The organism is Corynebacterium hindlerae (genome assembly GCF_014117265.1).
Taxonomy (GTDB): Bacteria; Actinomycetota; Actinomycetes; order Mycobacteriales; family Mycobacteriaceae; genus Corynebacterium; species Corynebacterium hindlerae.
The window spans coordinates 1,935,394-1,954,542 of record NZ_CP059833.1; the positions used below are offsets into that span (position 1 = coordinate 1,935,394).

Consider the following 19,149-nt stretch of genomic DNA (forward strand, 5'->3'; position numbering starts at 1 on the left):
AGCTACTGAGGGTCCTCCTCAGCGATCAGGACAGAAGTTGCGAGTTTGCGCAGGTGCTTGAGCTGCTTAGAGGTGGAATCGTCCAACGCCCGGGCCTCGGCTTCGCTGACCAAAGTCGCCAATTCCGCGTGGGCATTCTTGCCCTTCTTGGTTGTGGCAACGATCTGCCGACGACGATCCTTTGGATCACGCTCCCGCTTGGCCCAGTTGTGGGACTCTAGGGCGTCGATAAGCCGAACCATGTCGGACGCGTCAATGGCGAGCAGCTCGCCGAGGGACGCCTGGCTCGACGCCGACGCCTCAATGAGGCACGTCAGCACCCAAAATTCCCGAAGGGTTGTGCCCTTGGTGGCGAGGGTAGCTTCCACCTCATCGCGGGTGCGACGGCGCAGGCGCTCCAGCTGGAAGGAAGGGGACTGGAGCAGACATGTTGGGATCTCAAGAGGCGTGGTCATGCCTCAATGTTAAATCCCAAACATCAAAAAGTTAAATCATTGGTGCGGCACCACTATTTTGTTGACTGTTAGCCAGTTGGCAGTCCCGCAGCTACCCAGGCATCCGTGCCGCCCTCAACATTGATCGCGTCATAGCCGGCGTTTTCCAGGTACTGGCACACCTGTGCAGAACGGCCACCACTCTTGCAGATCACGTACACCTCCTGGTCCTTATTGACCTGGTCCACGTGAGACGTGAAGTTGGACATTGGTAGGTTGACGGCGTTTTCGGCGTGAACGGCGGCGTACTCATCGATTTCGCGAACATCGATGAACTGGGCGCCGGACGGAACCTCAGAAACAGATACAGAACGCATAGTTTTTCTCCTTACTTAGATGGATGTGTTAGCCAGTGTACTGAAGGAAGAACCAGGCAGACTCGCTCCCGCCATGTGGTTTGGATGTGTATTCCCTGCAGATAGATGCTGGTGGCGGGTTGTGCGGGGTGGTGTTTGCGTTGTCCCCGACATTACCCTCCCGAAGTTCGGGCTGGTGGGGGGTGTTTTTGGGCAATCTCGGGGGCGTAATGTCGGGGTCGTGCGTCTGGCCCACCAATCTCGGGGCCGGTGGGTGCTACGTCACAGCAGCCTCACTATCCCCTTCACTCTCAGCAATCATGGGCTCAGGACCACGGAGTATGCGGTATCGCCTTCACCCCGACATTACCCTCCCGAAGTTCGGGCTGGTGGGGGTGTTTTTGGGGCAATCTCGGGGGCGTAATGTCGGGGTCGTGCGTCTGGCCCACCAATCTCGGGGCCGTAATGTCGGGATCAACGGCATCCAGCAATGTCAGGGCCAAGGCCCATCAATATCAGTGGGGCGCCGAATTGCAGAACCTGGAGAATGTCAACTTACGGCGCATAGATCAGCCATCCCCATTAGGATCGGCGACTATGAACTCCGGATTTATTATTTTCATGGTTATCGCAATCGTGGCTGCTGGGCTGGCGATTTATTTCTTCCGCTCTGCCAGCCGAGATGACAAGGATGGCCTTGGTCAGCCGCAACGTTTTCACCGGGACCCGTTGCAGGATGTTGTCGGCGCGGATCAGTTCGGTCCAGACGTCGTGGCCCCGGGCGCGATTATTTCTCGAGGCGGGAAGGATTACGTGGTACGCGGCACCTTAACTCTCAACCAGGGGCCTTATTACTGGTGGGAGCACCTGCTTGATGGCGGTGACGGTTCTGAGTGGTTCGGAGTCGAGGTTGATGAGGGCCAGCTGATCCTCACGTGGTGGCGCACTCGTAAGGGCGCTGGTCTGACTCCGGATTCCTCCGTGGAGTTCGAGGGGATCACGTACCAGGAGGACGAGCGTGGCCACGCCCACTACCAATCCCAGGGTACGACCGGCCTTCCGGAGAGCGGCGAGATGCGGTACATCGACTACGCGGATGCCTCGGGCGCGAAGCTGCTCGGTTTTGAAGGCTGGGCGAGCGATGAGTCGTGGGAAGTGTCGACCGGCGAGACGATTCAGTCGGGCGAGCTCACCGTGTACCCAGCACCAAAGGTGTAACGTATGCGAGTTAGTCTCGAGTGCCCCACCGCCGACGTCAGCGCCCACGACCTTGGCTTGCTTCTCGACGGCCCACTGCCCGAGATCCTCACCGCCCGCAGCTATCGCACCCAGTGGCGCAGGGCGGAAACCAGTCTTGAGCTTGGCATCATCGGGGCGTCGCACGTGGCGACGGTCCGGCACGGGGATTGCACCTTTAGGGAGGAGATTTCCTGTTTCGCGGGGACCCCGGGGAGCTTGGTGTCGCAGCAACGGCGTCGTTACGCACTGCGTGCCAACGTGGCCACCCGCCTCGACTTTCCCGATGCAGCCACAGACCTGCTGGCGGGGTTAGATGGTTGGCTGGTCGCGGAGTTTCCGGGCGTCGGTCCGTTTCATATCACCGCCGTGACCGGAGGTTTTGCTGCGGGCGTGTGGGAGTGGCAGACGCACCACCTGTACCCGGAAGAGAAGATCATCGTGAGTACGGCTAGTAGGTTTGAGCTATGAGTTCTCGGATGAAGCGAAAGTTAGGGGCTCTGTTCCTGGTCATTGCAGTGGTGAGTTTCGCTGCGGCGCTGATCGTGGGCACGTCACCCAAGCCGAATACGTATTCGCGGTATGGCACTTACTCGTGCGAGGGAAACGTCCAGCAGGTGGCGGATCAGATCGCGGCGGAGGATCGGCCGCAGGCCCGCCAGTTTGATCCCAAGACGGGGACGGAATATTTGAAGTATCGCAAGCGTGTGGTCACGGTCTATCAGGCTGGTCCTACCAACTGTGAGATCCGGGTGGAAGACTTGCGGCGCTACAACGACGGGACGTTTGTGTGGCTCGGCCCTGGTTTCACCCCGAGCTCGCCGTCTCATTCCTCCGGCGGTTCGTCTGGCTCGGGTGGCTCCGGTTCCGGCGTGAAGTGAATTAAAGAAAAGGAAAAGCGTAATGGCCGCTGACTTGCTGATTGAAGTTCGAGACACCGTCGTTTATTTCGTGTTGTCGCTGTTTGTGCTGCTAGTGGGTTTTGGGATGTTGGATCTGCTGACTCCGGGCAAGTTGTACCGGGCGGTGTTTGTGGATCACCTGCCAAATGCGGCCGCGATTGCGATTGGCCAGCAGGTAGGCCTGGGGCTGATCGTGGTGACTACGGTGCTGGGCTCCCCGGAGTCCTTGCTGGAGGGCATCACAGAGGTAGTGGTGATCGGTCTGCTCGGCGTGGTGTTGCAGGCGGTGGTGCTGGTTGCTTTGGAGGCGTTGATCCCGGGCAGGTTCCGTGATTTGGTGCTGGATCGTAAGCTGCGCGCCGGGGCTGTGACGTGCGCGGTGTTGCTTGTTGTGATCGCTGCTGTGAATGCTGCATGTTTGACTTAACTAGTAGATGGTGGCGGTTTTTCCTGCTGATTTCGGTAGGGATTTGCGCCGCCTCGGGGTTGATTTACGAGCTCGCGCTGCTGAGCCTATCCACCAGTCTGAATGGTGGTGGGGTGGTGGAGACGTCGCTCATTGTGGCGGGGTATGTCGCGGCGTTGGGGGCTGGTGCGCTGTTCGCGAAGCCGCTGCTGCGCTGGCCGGGCCTGTCGTTTTTGATTGTGGAGACCACGCTCGGCATCATCGGCGGGGTGTCAGCCCTGGTGCTGTACGTGGTGTTCGCGACGCTGGGCCAGTCGACGGTGGTGCTGGTCGCGGCCACTTTCCTGATCGGCGCGTTGGTGGGCATGGAAGTGCCGCTGTTGATGACGCTCATCCAACAAGGCAAGCTTGCCGACGCGCGAAGCGTCGGATCCCTGCTGGCCACGTTGAACTTTGCCGACTATGCCGGCGCGTTGATCGGCGGCTTGCTGTGGCCTTTTGTGCTGTTGCCGCAGCTTGGCATGATGCGCGGCACTCTTGCTGCGGGAATGGTGAATCTGGCGGCCGCGTTGTTCATTGCGGTGGTGCTGCTGCGTGGCTCGCTTCCTGGTCGGCAACTCTGGTCTGCGGTGACGGCATTGGTGCTGGCGTTGGCCCTGCTCACGACGCTGCTGGTGCGCAGCGAAGGGATCGTCACTACGGCGCGTGCTGCGCTGTACCGGGACCCGGTGATCTACGCGCACCAGTCCGACTACCAGGACATCGTGGTGACTAAGCAGGGCAAGGATCGGCGTCTGTACCTCAACGGTGGCCTGCAGTATTCCAGTCGCGACGAGTACCGATACACCGAATCCCTGGTGTACCCGGCGCTGACTGAGCGCACGAAGGATGTGCTGGTCATCGGTGGGGGAGATGGGCTGGCTGCCCGGGAGCTGATTCGGTTTGGGGCGCAAGTGACGCAGGTGGAACTGGATCCGGAGGTGGTGAAGGTGGCGAACACGGTGCTCGTGGAGGATAACGAGGGTGCCTTGCTGAGTCCGCAGGTGCAGGTCCTGAATGAGGACGCTTTCACGTGGCTCCGCGCCGGGGGAGAGGGCAAGCAGTACGACGCCGTGATCATCGACCTCCCCGACCCCGACAACCCCACCCTGGCGAGGCTCTATTCGCAGGAGTTCTACACCCTGGCGCTCGCGACTCTGAGGCCGTCGGGGCGCATGGTGGTCCAGGCATCTAGCGCCTTCACGACGCCCGACGTGTTCTGGCGGGTGCGCGCCACGCTCGAGGCTGCAGGCTGCTTATCGACGCTCCCGTACCACACCCACGTGCCCACCTTCGGGGATTGGGGTTTCGTGCTGTGCGGAGATGCCCTCACCATGCCCTCGGTGTCGGGGCTGCGCTATCTTTCCCCGGAGGTGCTAGCTGCAGCTGGGGTATTCGGGCTGGACAACGGGCCACGGGACCTGCCGCCATCTACCCTGGACCACCCGTACATTGTTGACGACCTACGTCGTGGCTACCGCCTGGCGGGGGAATAGCTGGTTCTTAGTCAGCACCACCATCAAGCCAATCGTGGCCACCTGAACCGCTACGATCAACACCATCGCTAGTGCATAGAGTGGGGTGCCGCTGGCGAGCAGCCCGTTCTTCACCAAGCCCACATGCAGGAAGAAGTAGCCCAATACTGTTAGGGCAACACCCGGGCAGACCAGCGTAAACGGTGCCGGAGTGCGGTTTTCCTGTGAGAACACGAACCTGCGGTAGAAACCGTTTTTCTTCATCACGGCGTGGCCGCCCATGAGAAACGCCAACTGGATCGCCAACGCAACCCCCAGCACCACCATCACCATGATGGATGTCGCCGAATGGGGTGCTAGCGGCTTGCTGAGTGCGGTGGCCCCGGCGTCGGCAAGCGTGTGCGTGCCATGGCGCAGGCGCAGGAACGTTATCGCCCACAGCGTCATGATCGGAACCATCAACCACAACGTCGCGGAGTTGTGCAGGGTGAGTTTGTAGCGGAACATGCTCATGGCGCCCATCGGAAGGAACACGGCGACGAGCATCGCAGAGATCACGCCGAAGAACAGCGCACCAGCGAAGCCGAACAGCACCGTGTACTTGTTATCGCTCATCGCGGCGGGCGCGGCGAAACCAACGGCCACCATCGCGAACGAAAACCCAGACAGCAGCTGGTTCAGGCCACCATTGCCCTCGAAATCGAACCCAGCGGTCAAAATGCGCTTCACATACCCCGCCAAGTACTTCAGCGCGAGGACGCCCGTCAGACCGTAGGCGACCAACGCGCCGGGGAACAAGTACTCCACCACGCTCCACAAATTGGGAGTGGTGGTGGCAAATGCCATGAACAGGCCATTGACAGTCATCGCGAGGGTGAGGGGGATCGCCATCAACGTGATCTCCGCATTAGAGCTGAGCAACTTCGGATACGCCGCAGTGCGCTTAAACGCGGCAAACTCCTTGAGATTCCACAACAGGAGCGCTACATGGATAGCGAAAAACACAAACATGCCCGCATAACCGATGACGATCGCGGACTTCATGATCGGCCCGGCGGTGGACCATGCCGCCTGTATTGATTCCAGGGTTGGGATCGGGGTCTTTGGGTGCGGGGTGAGGTGCATGAAGATCATGAAGAAACCAATGCTCATCCCGCCAAAGCCGAGTGAGGATAGGAAATAAAGTGGCGAGTACTTTTCGCCAAGGTGAGACAACATAACTTAGCCAACAACTTTCTGTATTCGAAGGGGGCTTCGCAGAGTTTCAAGCTGGCAATTGTGTGCTTCATTCCTCGCGTTTTTCAGCAGGGGTAGGGTTAATGAAAAACTGATGGTTAGATGACTATGAAAATGAAAAGGTGGTACCCCCGGCGGGATCTGGAGTTTTGCTGAAGTGGGAGTCCTGGAATTCGATACTCGGAGTAGCTCGGGGTGTTTTGTGGGGAAAACGGGTTATATTCACCGAGTCTCGAATTCCAGGACTCGCAGTTAAGCGGTTAGTGTGGCTCGGGGGTGCGGTATGTCGGGGCCTGACGGCTGTTAACTATGGTCCTGAGGTTGTGTTGCTAAAGCGTAAACCCCGACATTACGCCCCCGAGAATGCCCCAAAATGGGTGCGATGGGCCCGAACTTCGGGCGGGTAATCTCGGGGAGAAAAGGTAGGCAGCCTGGCTCGTAATTTGGTTGCATGTTTCTTGAGTCCAGTGGGGTGATTGGGGCTGTTGTGGCGATGGTGACCGTGGCGCTCGATGCTACGCCGCTGAGGATTCTGGGCTGCGGTGCTTTAAGAATGCTCCCGACATTACTCCCCCGACAATGCCCCAAAATCGCTGCGATGAGCCCGAACTTCGGACTGGTAATGTCGGGGCCAAAGTTGCGGGCCCCAGAAAACCAAAAACCCGCGAACCCAAAAGCGGGCTCGCGGGTGTGTAGTTAAGAAACTACTTGCCGTAGCGTTCGACTGCTTCGGCGAGGATCTTTTCTGCTTCGGCCTTGTCGCCCCAACCGGAGCCGGTGACTTCCTTGTTTGGCTCGAGGTCCTTGTAACGGGTGAAGAAGTGCTCGATCTCGTCCTTTACATGGGAAGGAACATCGGCGATGTCCTGCAGGTGCTCCCAGCGGACGTCGTCGACGACGCAGAGCAGCTTGTCGTCGCCACCTGCTTCGTCGGTCATCTTGAACACGCCGAGTGGGCGAGCGTTGACGATCACACCTGGGAATACTGGTTCTGGCAGGATGACGAGTGCGTCGAGTGGGTCGCCGTCTTCGCCGAGGGTGTGGTCGATGAAGCCGTAGTCTGCTGGGTATGCCATTGGGGTGAACAGGTAGCGGTCCAGGTAGACTTTGCCGGTTTCGTGGTCAACCTCGTACTTGTTGCGGGAGCCCTTCGGGATCTCGATGGTTACTTCAATGCTCATGCGCACTCCTTGGTTTGGTCAAAAGTTCACCACTATCGTAGCGCCGAACCCTGGATGGCACGGGCAAGAGGGCTAACCTGGTGGGGTGTTCAAAAAGGTTGGGTGGATCAGCGCAGTGGTCGTGACCGCGATCGCGGTCGGTGGCGTCGCGACGGTTGCGGTGGTGGATTCTGACGTGTTGCAGCCACGTAAGCATGATCCGGCTGCCACGCTGAGCGCGCCGACGAGGACGCTGGTGGGGATGGGGAACCAGCCGGTGGACGTCGATAAGCTGCGTGCCCGACTGCAGGATGCCGCGCAGGATCCTCGGCTGGGGAAGCTGGGTGGCGTGGTGACCGCGGCGGATGGGCAGGTGGTGTGGCAGCAAAGCCCCACCGCCGTGATGAAGCCCGCGTCGAGTACCAAGGTGCTCACCGCGGCGGCGGCGCTGCTTACTCTGGACCTGAACGACCGCATTGAGACGCAGGTGGTGCAGGCCGAGCCCGGTGTCGTGGTGGTCAAAGCCGCTGGTGACGTGATGATGACCGATGAACAGCTCGATGACCTCGCCGACCAAATTGGCGCCGCGGACCGCGTCCTCATCGACACCTCCCTCTGGTCGCAGGACACCTTCCTGCGCGGGTGGGGCGAGGAGAACATCGCGCAGGGATTCATCGCCCCCATGGAACCGGCCATGCTGTACGGCGGGCGGAACGGAGGCACAAGCGGCGACCTGCCACGCTCAACGACGCCCGCAGCCGACCTCGCAGCAGCCCTCGCAACGCGACTCGGCGCCACCAGTGGCACAGGGAAAGCCCCGCAGGAAGCCCAGGTCGTTGCCACGGTGCGCTCCGAACCGCTCTGGCAACGCCTCGAAACCATGATGGAAAACTCCGACAACGTCATGGCCGAAGCCATCGGCAGGGAAGTCGCCGTACGCCGCGGCACCGGCAACGACGTGGCCGCCGCAGTGCGCGCCACCCGAGAAGTCCTCGCGGAAAACGGTTTCGACCTCACCGGACTCGACCTCAAAGACAACTCCGGTCTGTCAGAAGATAACCGCAACACCCCACGCCTGCTCTCCGACATCCTGCACCGCGCGGTGACGGATACCCGCCTCCGCCCCCTGATAGACACCCTGCCCGTCGCGGCAGCAAGCGGCACCCTCGCCAACCGCTACCACGACCTCGAAGGACGCGGCTGGGTGCGAGCCAAAACCGGCACCCTCACCGGCGTATCAGCCCTCGCGGGGGCCGTCACCGGGCAAGATGGCCAGACCTATACCTTCGCCCTGATCTCCAATGACTCCGACGTCCTCGCCGCCCGCGCTAGCCTCGACGAATTCGTCTCCACGCTCCGCCAATGACAGTTCCCTATCCTCGGCACAGCCCGGCATTCCTCCGCATCCGGAACGCAGTGCGCCCATTTGTCACCGAACAACCCACCGTGATCGGGCTGTCCGGGGGAGCCGATTCCCTCGCGCTGGTCGCCGCTGCTCTCGTGGAAGGCGCGCAGGTGCATTCCGTGGTGGTCGATCACCAGCTGCAGGAAGGCTCAGACGTGGTCGCGCAGCGCGCCACCGATGTGGCCTCGCGATGGGGTGCCCACGCAACCGTTATCCCGGTAGTTGTGTCCGGTGGTGGCGGAATGGAAGCAGCTGCCCGGCAGGCCCGATATGCAGCGCTAACTTCCTTTGGGAAGCCCGTCTGGACCGCACACACCATGGACGACCAAGCCGAAACCTACCTGCTTGGGGCACTGCGGGGAAACCCAACAGGTATTGCGCAGGAGTCTTGCATAAGCGGGGTGCGGATCGTGCGACCGCTCCTCGGCGTACGGCGCGCCGACACTGTGCAAGCGTGTACCGAACTGGGAGTGGAAGCGTGGCAGGATCCACACAACGACAGCTTTGAATACCGCAGAGTCCGCATCCGCCACGAGGTATTACCCCTGCTCAACGACATAATCGGTGGCGACAGCATCCCAGCCATAGCGCAGGCCGCCACTCGGGCACACCAAGCCAATGAGACAATCACGAGCCTGGCAGATCCCTTCGCGCCGATATCACAACTGCGATCCATGCCGGTGGCGGTCCGGCACGAGAGCATCGCAGGCCTCATCCGGTCTGCTGTCGGAAAAGTATCTCAAGCTGCGTTACAGCAGGTAGACGACCTAGTCATGGGTTGGAAAGGTCAAGGTCCGGTCGCGATCGGGGGAGGCTCGGGCGTGCGGATCTGGATCCGGCGCAGCGGGGACCAGCTCGTGGTGGAGGAACAGTAGGGTGCTGTGGAGTCTTAGTGTCTTGGGGCCTTAGTGTCCTTTGCAGAAATGATGATATTGAATTGACGATGCTTCAAGGTCAAGCTAATGAAAATGAGCGACATCCAGGGAACATCGTCAATTCAATATCGTCAAAACCCAAGAACAACAAAATATCTAGCCAGACTTGCCCTAGTGAAAACCTGGGCCGGTACCGGTGGACCTATGTTTCTGGAATTTCTTGGTGGTTCCCGCTAAAAAGTGGCAAGCTGGCTATAACTGTTTGTTACTCGCTACCAAGGGGCGTACTACACATGCATGACAAGAAGGATTTCAACGTTCCGGCTAACCGTTATGGGGAGGATGTGGAGGCGGTTCTCATCGACGAAACCACACTCCACAACCGCATTCAGGAGCTGGCAGATAAAGTTTCTGAGGCTTATCGGGATGCTGACGATGACCTTCTGCTGATTTGTGTGTTGAAGGGTGCGGCGTTCTTCATTACTGACTTTGCGCGTGCGCTGAGCATTCCGAGCCAGTTGGAGTTCATGGCGGTGTCGTCTTATGGCAATTCGACGAGCTCGTCGGGCGTGGTTCGTATTTTGAAGGACTTGGATCGGGATATTGAGGGCCGCGATGTGATCATCGTGGAGGACATCATTGATTCTGGTCTCACCTTGTCGTGGCTGCTGAAGAACCTGGAGAACCGCAACCCGAAGTCGCTTGAGGTGGTGTCGCTTCTGCGTAAGCCGGAGGCGGTGAAGACGAAGATCGACCTGTTCGATGTCGGTTTCGAGATTCCGAACGAGTTCGTCATTGGATACGGCCTCGACTACGCTGAGCGTTATCGCGACCTGCCGTTCGTCGGCACGCTGCACCCGCGGGTGTACACCAGCTAGCACGCTTGACGACGACCACGGGAACTACCACCTGTGGTCTTTCGTTATTCTTTAGGAATTATTACCCGCCCGACTAATCCCAAGAAAGGTTCCGCCAGACAACCACTGGCGGTAATCGATGGACAATAAGAAACTGCTGCGCTACGGCGCTATCGCCGCAATCGTCCTGATTATGATGTTCAGCACCGTGTTGCTGACTAGTGATACTCGGGGCTTCCAAAAAGTGGACACCAGCATTGCGCTCAAGGAGCTGGATGCGAAGAACATCAAGGAAGCTCGCATTGATGATCGGGAACAACGCGTGCGCCTGGAGCTCAAGCAACCAATTAAGGTGCAAGAACGCGAGGGCGTGACCAAGGTCATCGCGGATTATCCTGCACGCACCGCGCCGATGATCTTTGAAAAGGTGCAGGCTTCGGACGCTGAGAAGTACAACACCAAGGTCACCCGAGACACCTTCCTTGGCTCCATGCTGCAGCTTCTGCTGCCAATGCTGCTGTTCTTTGGCCTGATCATGTTTGTCATGACCCGGATGCAGGGCGGCGGCTTCGGCATGTTCGGATTTGGTGGCTCCCGCGCCAAGGAACTGACCAAGGACATGCCGACGAACACCTTCGCGGACGTCGCGGGTGCCGACGAAGCTGTCGATGAACTGCAGGAAATCAAAGACTTCCTGCAGGACCCCTCCCGGTACGAAGCACTCGGTGCGAAGATCCCGCGGGGCGTGCTGCTCTACGGCCCTCCCGGTACAGGTAAAACCCTCCTCGCTCGTGCCGTGGCCGGCGAGGCCGGGGTGCCGTTCTACTCGATCTCCGGTTCCGACTTCGTGGAAATGTTCGTCGGTGTCGGTGCTTCCCGTGTCCGTGACCTGTTCAAACAGGCCAAAGAAAATAGCCCGTGCATCATCTTCGTCGACGAAATTGACGCCGTCGGTCGCCAGCGCGGCGCCGGGATGGGCGGTGGCCACGACGAACGCGAACAAACACTGAACCAGCTGCTGGTGGAAATGGACGGCTTCGGCGACCGCCAAGGCGTCATCCTCATGGCCGCCACCAACCGACCGGACATCTTGGACCCAGCGCTGCTGCGCCCCGGTCGCTTCGACCGCCAGATCCCGGTCACCAACCCAGATTTCAAGGGGCGCGAAGCTATCCTGAAAGTTCATGCGAAGGGCAAGCCGTTTGCCAAGGACGTGGACATCACCGCACTGGCAAAGCGCACCGCGGGCATGTCCGGTGCAGACCTGGCCAACGTGCTCAATGAGGCTGCGCTGCTCACCGCCCGCATCGGTGGCAACGTTATTACTGCTGACGCCCTGGAAGAAGCAACCGACCGCGTGATCGGCGGACCGCGACGCTCCTCCAAGGTGATCTCCGAGCACGAGAAGAAGGTCACCGCCTACCACGAGGGCGGCCACACCATCGCCGCCTGGGGCATGAAGAACATCGAGTCGATCTACAAGGTCACCATCCTGGCCCGTGGCAAGACCGGCGGCTTCGCCATGACCGCGCAGGAAGACGACAAGGGCATGTACACCCGCGACGAGCTGTTCGCCCGGATCGTCTTTGCCATGGGCGGGCGCTCCGCAGAAGAACTCGTTTTCGGTGTTCCAACCACTGGCGCCTCCAACGACATCGAACAAGCCACCCGCATTGCCCGCGCCATGATCACCGAGTACGGCATGAGCCCAGAAATCGGCACGGTGAAGTACGGGGAGGAACAGGGAGACCCGTTCTCCGGTCGCGGCGGAGGTGGCATCTTTGACCCGTCGGAAAGCGTGCAGGCCACCATCGACGAGCAGACCCGCTACCTGGTGAACAAAGCCCATCAAGTCGCCTACGACATCCTCCGCGAAAACCGCCACTACCTGGACAAACTGGCGGAGAAGCTGCTGGAGAAGGAAACCTTGCGCCGCCCGGACCTCGAGGTGATTTTCGAAGGGCTGGAGCCACGCGACGCCCTGGAAGTATTCCCAGGAGAGTCCGCGAACTTCCCAGCACAGAACGGGTTCGAACCCGTCAAGACCCCAGTGGAACTTGCTATCGAACGCGGCGAGGAACCACCGAAGCGGTTCTCCATCCTCGAAGCATCCCGCGCTGCTCGCGAGAAGCGCCAGAAGGAACTCGAAGCACAGCGGAACATGCCGATGTCACCAGTGGCTCCGGTACCGCCGTCGGAAAGCGGGCGACATGCAGCGCCGGAAGGACCTACCCCCACCTACGGCGGCACCCCACCGCCAGCGGACTGGTCCGCGCCGGGCTGGCCACCACGCGAGGCGAACAATAATCCGTACGCAGGGCCAGAAGCTCCGCATCCGGGATTGCAGCAGTACCCTGCGCCACAGGATGACAAGCCCGAAGAGACCGAGGAAATCGGATTCCGCCTGCCGGACCACGAGCAACCGGACCACGAGCAGCCGGAGAACGAGGAGCGCAAGGATGATTAGCCCTCAGTTCGACCAACAGCGCGCCGAAGCTGCGGTGCGGGAACTGCTCATCGCGGTGGGGGAGGACCCGGACCGGGAGGGGCTGCAGGAAACCCCGGCCCGCGTCGCGCGTGCTTACGCGGAAGTGTTCGCGGGCCTGCATGTAGATCCAACGGAAGTGCTGGCCAAAACCTTCTCCGAGGACCACAGGGAGCTGGTGCTGGTCCGGGACATCCCGATTTACTCCACGTGCGAGCACCACTTGGTGCCGTTCTTCGGAAAAGCGCACATCGGGTACATTCCGGGAGCTTCCGGGAAAGTCACCGGCCTGTCCAAGCTTGCTCGGCTGGTGGACTTGTATGCGAAGCGGCCGCAGGTCCAGGAGCGACTTACCTCGCAGGTCGCTGACGCGCTGATGGACAAGCTTGATGCTCACGCGGTGATCGTCGTGATCGAGTGCGAGCATCTGTGCATGGCCATGCGGGGCATCCGCAAGCCAGGGGCCACTACCACTACGTCCGCGGTGCGGGGCGGGTTCCAAACCAACGCTGCCTCCCGCGCCGAGGTCTTGAGTCTCATTCGGGGTGCCTGATGCGGGTTGCTGATCTGACGATTCCCGGCCGGTGCACCGTCATGGGCATCGTGAACGTGACGGAGGATTCCTTCTCTGATGGGGGTCAGTATGTGGACGTCGATAAGGCGATTGCGCACGCCCATGAGCTGATTGCGGCCGGCGCCGACATTATCGATGTTGGCGGCGAGTCCACTCGGCCAGGCGCAACGCGGGTCCCCGCGGACGTCGAACAGGCCCGTGTGGTGCCCGTCATCAAGGCCTTGGCAGCGGACGGCATCCGCACCTCGGTGGACACGATGCGCGCCAGCGTCGCCGAAGCAGCGGCGGAGGCTGGGGTGAGCCTGCTTAACGACGTCTCAGGCGGCCTCGCTGATCCCGACATGTATCGCGTGATGGCTTCCGCTGACCTTCCCGTGTGCCTCATGCATTGGAAGACCGTGCGGTTTGGCGACGCCGCGGGCCAGGCCCACGCCACCGGCGATGTGGTGACAGATGTGCGCCGGGTGTTCGACATCCTGGTGGACAACGCCCTGACCGCCGGAGTAAAAGCCGATCAGATCACGCTGGATCCGGGCCTCGGCTTCGCGAAATCCGCGGCCGATAACTGGGCTCTGCTGAAAGCCTTACCGAGCTTCATCGCCGGCGAATATCCCATCTTGGTCGGAGCTTCCCGGAAACGCTTCCTCGCCCAGGTGCGCCGGGATCGAGGCCTAGACGTGGCTTCCCCCGTGGAGGCTGATCCCGCGACCGCTGCCGTGACCGCCATCGCTGCCCAGTTGGGGGCATGGTGCGTGCGCGTGCACGAGGTGGGGGTGTCCCGCGACGCTGTGGACGTGGCCGCCCGCTGGAACCAAGGAGCGTAAATGGCAGACCGCATCGAGCTCAAAGGCCTCAAATGTTACGGCTACCACGGGGTGCTGGAAGAAGAGAAGGCCACCGGGCAGAACTTCTACGTTGATGCCACCTGCTGGCTGGACTGCGCCCCCGCGGCAGCCACTGATGACCTCACCCAGACCCTGAATTACGCGGAGCTCGCCGAGGTTATTTACGGTATTGTTACCGGTCAGCCGCGCGATTTGATCGAAACCGTCGCGGCGGAGATCGCAGACACCATCATGGCGCGGTATGAGCTGCTCCATGCCGTGGAGATCACGATCCACAAGCCTGATGCGCCGATCCCGCTGCCGTTTGCGGACGTTGCCGTGGTCGCCCGCAGATCCCGGAGGAAATAGGATGCGCGCCGTTTTGTCCATCGGATCCAACATGGCGGATCGCTATGCGCTTCTGCGCAGCGCCTACGACTATTTCGCAGCGGACCTCGTCGTCGCCTCCAGCATCTATGCCACGCCGCCGTGGGGTGGGGTGGAGCAAGACGAGTTCCTCAACGCCATCTTGATCATCGACACCGAGCTCAGCCCGATGGAACTCCTCGCGGCCGCGCATGAGGTTGAGGAAGCGGGGGAGAGGCGTCGTGAAGTGCGCTGGGGCCCGCGCACCCTCGACGTGGACATTGTGCAGTGCCTTGACGACGCCGTGGAACAAATCTCAACCGACCCCGTCCTCACCCTCCCACACCCCTATGCACACGAGCGGGCCTTCGTCCTGGTGCCGTGGCTGGAAGCGGCCCCTCAAGCCACCCTCCGCGGCGTCCCCATTAGCGAGTGCCTCGCAGCGATCAGCCCGGACAATGTGGCTGAGGTGCGGAAAGTCGGTGAATTTTCATGAAGTCCACCAGCATCACCGCGCTGATCTTCTCCGGGGTGGTCGTTGCCTGCGCAACAGCCATTCTCACCTGGGGATTCTATGGCTCGTTGCCTGCGACCGCGGCGAGCGCTTCGGTGACGCTGTGGCTCCTTACCCTGGTGTGTTTGGTGCTGGCCTGGCGGATCCGGGAACGTAAAGACGCTGGGAAGATCGGCATGGACCGCTCGCAGTTAAGTCCGTTGCTGGCGGCGCAGTTTCTGGTTATCGCTAAGGCCTCTGCATGGACTGGGTCGCTGGTGGGCGGCGCGTACCTTGGGATCGCCATGTATGTGCTCCCTCGGGCCGCGGACCTCGTCGCCGCAGCCGAAGATGTTCCTGGGGTGATTGCATCCACGCTGGGCGGAATCGCCCTCAGCGCTGCTGGAGTTTATCTAGAAAGAAACTGCGAGACGCCTCCGCCTACCGACGGTGAACCCGCATAACAGGTAGATTGAATAAGCATGAGTGACGATCCAATGACCCAACCTGCGGAAGAGACCAACACCACCGACAAAACCCAGATCATGCTGGTGGCGTTGGTTGTGCTTGCCGTGGTGGCGAGCGTCGTCATGCTTTTCTCCAATAGCGCAGCAGCAATGAAAGTGGCGGTGCTGGCGGCACTGTGGGCAGCCTTCCTCGGCCTGTTCCTGGTGGCCAAGTACCGGCGCATCGCCACCGAAGAACGTGCGCGTGCAGAAGAGGAACGAGAAAAACTCGCTGCTGAGCTCCGCGCCGAACAAGCAGAACTCGCAGCAGAAAACGCCATCTCTGCTTCTGCACAAGACACCGAACTCTTGCAGGACATCCGCGCCCAACTTGGTGAACTACGCCAACAGCTGGAGGAACTCTCCGGTCGGGAATTCGGGTATGAACCAGCAACCCTCACGGCCGAAGCCTCCCGAATCCGGGAACTTGAAACCGCAACCGACGAGGCACTGACCGAAACCATCCCAGCAGTGGAGGAACCACCAGTCGAGGCAACTGTGGAACCTTCTGATGATACTTCTGGCGCCTCTCGCTTCGATACCGGATCCTTCGCCACCGTAAAACTGGACACCCCTGCCGCGGTACCAACCCCAGAACCGGAATCACACGGCCGTCGCCGTCGTGATGAAAACAAAGATTCGATCTCTGTTGCAGAGCTGCTCGCAAACCTGAAGAAGAACAAGTAACTTTCCGCTGAAGAAGAACAAGTAACTTTCCGCTGAAGAAGAACAAGTAACTTTCCGCTGAGGAGAACATTCACTTGGCCGCACTAAGCCCACGGTTACGGGTAGCTGACACGAGTCGCCTCTCGGAGTTAGCACGTCGATTGAGTCAAGCAGGACACCATGTGGGGGAGGCGACCTCGTGGGAGGACCTGGCCAAGTTTGATCTAATCATCATTTCAGAGCCGGCGGAATATGTCCCAGAGGCTGTACAGCGCTTGGAACCATTAGTTTCATCGCGACAGATCGTGATTCACACCGCGGTGGAGTTAGGCGCCGAACCACTTATTGACCTGCCCGCCCTGGGCATAGCCATGGCGTGCTTTGGAGACGACTTCATCGTGGATACCTGCGATGAAATCAGTCAGGCCGTGGCGGAAGTCCTCGTGGCCGAGATGCATGGCAGCGTGTGGGCCGTTTCAGATGAAGAACGCCCTGACTTAGCCAGGGCGTTGAAAATAGCTGCTGAAGCGAATGCACTGAAACTTCAGGCGCTGCGTAGCGTGTCCAGCGAAGCAGCGCGAAACATTGTCATCCGCCAGCTGGGTGGGTGGTAGGTTACCCCAGGCGATGGGCCGGGAGCAACCCTTAAGGTTTAGGCTTCCTTAGGCTTCGACGCCAACCTTGCCCTTCTTAGGCCACACCACAACTACTGCTGGGCGTGGGACAGCGTTGCCACCGTCTGGCCAGTGGATTGCTGGCTTGTCCGCGGAGGCGTCGTCACCTTCGCCTGGGTGCTGGACGTTGACCATGACGCGCTCGTCGGTGACGATCGGGCCACAGGTCTCAGCGCCCTTCGGGACGGTGAGGAAGCACTTGAGCTCGCCACGGTGGTCACCCGGCTCGACAGCGCAGGCGTACAGTCCGTCGTTGGACTTGAGTGCGTTGCCGTCGGTGGAGATCCACAGGTTGCCGTGGGAATCGAAGGCGAGGTTGTCTGGGCAGGAAATTGGGGAGACCTTTTCCTTGTCGAAGCCACCGAAGTAGGTGTAGGCCTCCTTCGGATCGCCACAGACGAGCAGCAGGTTCCAGGTGAAGTTTTCCCCAGCGTGGTCATCGTCCATTTCCAGGACCAGACCGTTCTTGTTTTCCTTGATCGGAGCGACTTCTTCGACTCCTGGGTAGTTCTTGCCCTCTTCGACTGCGCCACGGTACTTGTTGTTGGTCAGCGCGACGTAGACCAGGCCGGTCTTTGGAGAGACTTCGACGTCCTCTGGGCGGTCCATCTTGGTGGCTTCGACCTTGTCGGCAGCGAGGCGGGTCCACACAGCAACCTCGTCTGGCTTCATGCCGTCCACGTGGGATTCAGCGGAACCGTCTTCCTTGGAGGTCAGGAGCTTGACCCAGGTGCCCTTGCCGTCGAATGCGCCGTCCTTAGGGAGCTGGCCGGAGCCGTCGATCTCGTCCTTAGGGGAGTTGCCCTCGAACTTGGCTACGTACAGGGTGCCTTCGTCCAGGATCTTCAGGTTGTTTTCCTTGTCGCCTTCTTTGAACTTGCGCGTGGAGACGAACTTGTACAGGTAGTCATTGCGCTCGTCGTCACCGGAGTAGCAGACGACGGTGCCGTCGGAGGTGATGTGGATGTTGCCGGCCTCGTGCTTGAAGCGGCCCACGGCGGTGTGCTTGATCGGGGTGGAGGTTGGATCCATTGGGTCGATCTCTACCAGCCAGCCGAAGCGGTTTGGTTCGTTAGGGGTCTTGGATACGTCGAAGCGGTCGTCGAAACGCTCCCACTTGCGCTCGGATGCGTCGCCCTTGATGCCGAAGCGCTTGAGCTTCTTCTTGGCGTCTTCGTCGGAAAGCTGGTTGGCGTTGCCGAAGTACTGGTCGAAGTTTTCTTCGCCGGAGAGCATGGTGCCCCATGGGGTGATGCCGCCGGAGCAGTTGTTGAGGGTACCCAGGACGGTGTTGCCCTCTGGGTCCGCGGCGGTCTTGAGCAGGTCGGATCCAGCTGCTGGGCCAGTGACCTTGAATGGGGTGGTGCCGGTGATGCGGCGGTTGAGCTTACCGAATTCGCGCTTCAGCTCGCCCGAGCCCTCAACCTTGGATACTTCGAGGATGGTGTGGCCGTGCGCCGCGAGACCGATCTTGAACTGGTTCTCGGTTGGGTTTTCTGGGTCGTAGCCCTTGAACATGTTCGGCTCGGTGGAGTACTCGTGGGAGCACACGTAGACCATGCGGTTGCTGTCTTCAGGGTGGTCCAGCAGGCCGGCGAAGTCATTGTTGAAGCCGAACTGCTTCTCGGCTGCCTCTGGGGTCTGGTTGTCGACGTCGAATTCAGGCGCGCCCTCGATCACTGGATCGCCCCACGCGATCAGGACCTTCTGCTCGTAGCCTTCTGGGATCTTCACTTCCTTTTCGGTGTTCGCTTCGACCGGAGTGAACTGCATGCCCGGCAGGGACTTGGCCTGGTCTTTCTTCGCGGAGGAGGAAGCAGAACCCGTGGTTTCAGCATTACCGGAGTCGCTATCAGAGGAGCATGCTGCGAGGGCAGAAGCGCCACCGACGGCCAAGACAGTTACCGCACCGGCCTTCAACGCGGAACGACGCGTGATGTCGCCGAAGTACTCGTTATTCGATTCGTTGGCGCACTCGCCGAAGCAGGCATTACCGCACTTGTAGGTGCAGGTCTGCTTGGTGCGACTAGAAGTGAACAGGTTGAAACCCTTAAGTCCCACGGTGGGGCCTCCATTTTCTTACGCGGTTTTAGGGGGTGAGCGGATACAGACTTTAGGTAAGCAGAGTTGCAGCAATTGAGAATCGGAGTTACGCCTAAGTGAATTTTCTGTGAAATAAC

21 protein-coding genes are annotated in these 19,149 nt (G+C 60.3%); 16 read left to right on the top strand and 5 right to left on the bottom strand.

What is annotated here, in order from left to right; genetic code table 11:
* Nucleotides 1-2: 2 nt before the first annotated feature.
* Nucleotides 3-455: a MarR family winged helix-turn-helix transcriptional regulator gene (locus HW450_RS09375; protein ID WP_182385376.1), complete on the bottom strand. Its 453-nt coding sequence runs from the start codon at nt 453-455 to the stop codon at nt 3-5.
* Nucleotides 456-523: 68 nt separating this feature from the next.
* Entirely contained in the window at nt 524-811 is a 288-nt protein-coding gene (locus HW450_RS09380; RefSeq protein ID WP_182385377.1) for a rhodanese-like domain-containing protein, read from the bottom strand.
* A gap of 576 nt (nt 812-1,387) precedes the next feature.
* On the opposite strand from HW450_RS09380, the gene HW450_RS09385 reads away from it, so the two are divergent.
* From HW450_RS09385 to HW450_RS09405, 5 genes are read left to right on the top strand one after another with little or no spacing between them, the layout of a single operon-like run.
* Complete coding sequence (locus HW450_RS09385; RefSeq protein WP_182385378.1) at nt 1,388-2,008, top strand: DUF4178 domain-containing protein; 621 nt, start codon at nt 1,388-1,390, stop codon at nt 2,006-2,008.
* A gap of 3 nt (nt 2,009-2,011) precedes the next feature.
* On the top strand, nt 2,012-2,497 hold the full coding sequence (locus HW450_RS09390; protein WP_182385379.1) for a DUF2617 family protein: 486 nt from the start codon (nt 2,012-2,014) through the stop codon (nt 2,495-2,497).
* Nucleotides 2,494-2,907 carry a DUF4247 domain-containing protein gene (locus HW450_RS09395; protein ID WP_182385380.1) on the top strand — a complete coding sequence of 138 codons (414 nt, stop codon included), beginning with the start codon at nt 2,494-2,496 and terminating at the stop codon, nt 2,905-2,907. Before HW450_RS09390 ends, HW450_RS09395 begins: the two co-directional genes overlap by 4 nt.
* 22 nt (nt 2,908-2,929) lie before the next feature.
* Nucleotides 2,930-3,355, top strand: coding sequence for a DUF350 domain-containing protein (locus HW450_RS09400; protein WP_182385381.1), 426 nt, complete (start codon nt 2,930-2,932; stop codon nt 3,353-3,355).
* Complete coding sequence (locus tag HW450_RS09405; RefSeq protein ID WP_182385382.1) at nt 3,343-4,869, top strand: polyamine aminopropyltransferase; 1,527 nt, start codon at nt 3,343-3,345, stop codon at nt 4,867-4,869. Before HW450_RS09400 ends, HW450_RS09405 begins: the two co-directional genes overlap by 13 nt.
* Here the strand turns inward: HW450_RS09405 and HW450_RS09410 are convergent.
* Complete coding sequence (locus HW450_RS09410) at nt 4,837-6,066, bottom strand: TsoY family (seleno)protein (RefSeq protein ID WP_182385383.1); 1,230 nt, start codon at nt 6,064-6,066, stop codon at nt 4,837-4,839. The two genes, HW450_RS09405 and HW450_RS09410, sit on opposite strands and share 33 nt — an antisense overlap.
* A 722-nt stretch (nt 6,067-6,788) precedes the next feature.
* Complete coding sequence (locus HW450_RS09415) at nt 6,789-7,265, bottom strand: inorganic diphosphatase (protein WP_182385384.1); 477 nt, start codon at nt 7,263-7,265, stop codon at nt 6,789-6,791.
* 85 nt (nt 7,266-7,350) lie between these two features.
* On the opposite strand from HW450_RS09415, the gene dacB reads away from it, so the two are divergent.
* From dacB to HW450_RS09470, 11 genes are all read left to right on the top strand, one after another.
* The gene (gene dacB, locus HW450_RS09420) at nt 7,351-8,610 is read left to right on the top strand and encodes a D-alanyl-D-alanine carboxypeptidase/D-alanyl-D-alanine endopeptidase (RefSeq protein WP_232843232.1); all 1,260 of its coding nucleotides are present in this window, start codon (nt 7,351-7,353) and stop codon (nt 8,608-8,610) included.
* A complete protein-coding gene (gene tilS, locus HW450_RS09425) occupies nt 8,607-9,524 on the top strand; it encodes a tRNA lysidine(34) synthetase TilS (RefSeq protein WP_182385385.1) in 918 nt (305 codons plus the stop codon). The genes dacB and tilS overlap by 4 nt, the downstream gene beginning before the upstream one ends.
* A 293-nt stretch (nt 9,525-9,817) precedes the next feature.
* Nucleotides 9,818-10,402, top strand: coding sequence for a hypoxanthine phosphoribosyltransferase (gene hpt, locus HW450_RS09430; RefSeq protein ID WP_182385386.1), 585 nt, complete (start codon nt 9,818-9,820; stop codon nt 10,400-10,402).
* A 118-nt stretch (nt 10,403-10,520) separates the two neighbouring features.
* Nucleotides 10,521-12,848 (top strand): ATP-dependent zinc metalloprotease FtsH, encoded by a 2,328-nt coding sequence (ftsH, locus tag HW450_RS09435; RefSeq protein ID WP_182385387.1) that lies wholly within the window; start codon nt 10,521-10,523, stop codon nt 12,846-12,848.
* A complete protein-coding gene (folE, locus tag HW450_RS09440) occupies nt 12,841-13,419 on the top strand; it encodes a GTP cyclohydrolase I FolE (protein ID WP_182385388.1) in 579 nt (192 codons plus the stop codon). Before ftsH ends, folE begins: the two co-directional genes overlap by 8 nt.
* A complete protein-coding gene (folP, locus tag HW450_RS09445; protein ID WP_182385389.1) occupies nt 13,419-14,264 on the top strand; it encodes a dihydropteroate synthase in 846 nt (281 codons plus the stop codon). Before folE ends, folP begins: the two co-directional genes overlap by 1 nt.
* On the top strand, nt 14,265-14,633 hold the full coding sequence (gene folB, locus HW450_RS09450; RefSeq protein ID WP_182385390.1) for a dihydroneopterin aldolase: 369 nt from the start codon (nt 14,265-14,267) through the stop codon (nt 14,631-14,633).
* A gap of 1 nt (nt 14,634) precedes the next feature.
* Nucleotides 14,635-15,126, top strand: coding sequence for a 2-amino-4-hydroxy-6-hydroxymethyldihydropteridine diphosphokinase (gene folK, locus HW450_RS09455; RefSeq protein WP_182385391.1), 492 nt, complete (start codon nt 14,635-14,637; stop codon nt 15,124-15,126).
* Nucleotides 15,123-15,587, top strand: a complete 465-nt coding sequence (locus HW450_RS09460) for a DUF3180 domain-containing protein (RefSeq protein ID WP_182385392.1) — start codon at nt 15,123-15,125, stop codon at nt 15,585-15,587. The genes folK and HW450_RS09460 overlap by 4 nt, the downstream gene beginning before the upstream one ends.
* An 18-nt stretch (nt 15,588-15,605) precedes the next feature.
* The gene (locus tag HW450_RS09465; protein WP_232843233.1) at nt 15,606-16,316 is read left to right on the top strand and encodes a DUF6779 domain-containing protein; all 711 of its coding nucleotides are present in this window, start codon (nt 15,606-15,608) and stop codon (nt 16,314-16,316) included.
* Between the two features lie 140 nt (nt 16,317-16,456).
* A complete protein-coding gene (locus HW450_RS09470; protein ID WP_182385393.1) occupies nt 16,457-16,909 on the top strand; it encodes a hypothetical protein in 453 nt (150 codons plus the stop codon).
* A 48-nt stretch (nt 16,910-16,957) separates the two neighbouring features.
* On the opposite strand, the gene HW450_RS09475 is transcribed toward HW450_RS09470, so the two are convergent.
* Nucleotides 16,958-19,030, bottom strand: coding sequence for a PhoX family protein (locus HW450_RS09475; protein WP_182385394.1), 2,073 nt, complete (start codon nt 19,028-19,030; stop codon nt 16,958-16,960).
* Nucleotides 19,031-19,149 lie beyond the last annotated feature (119 nt).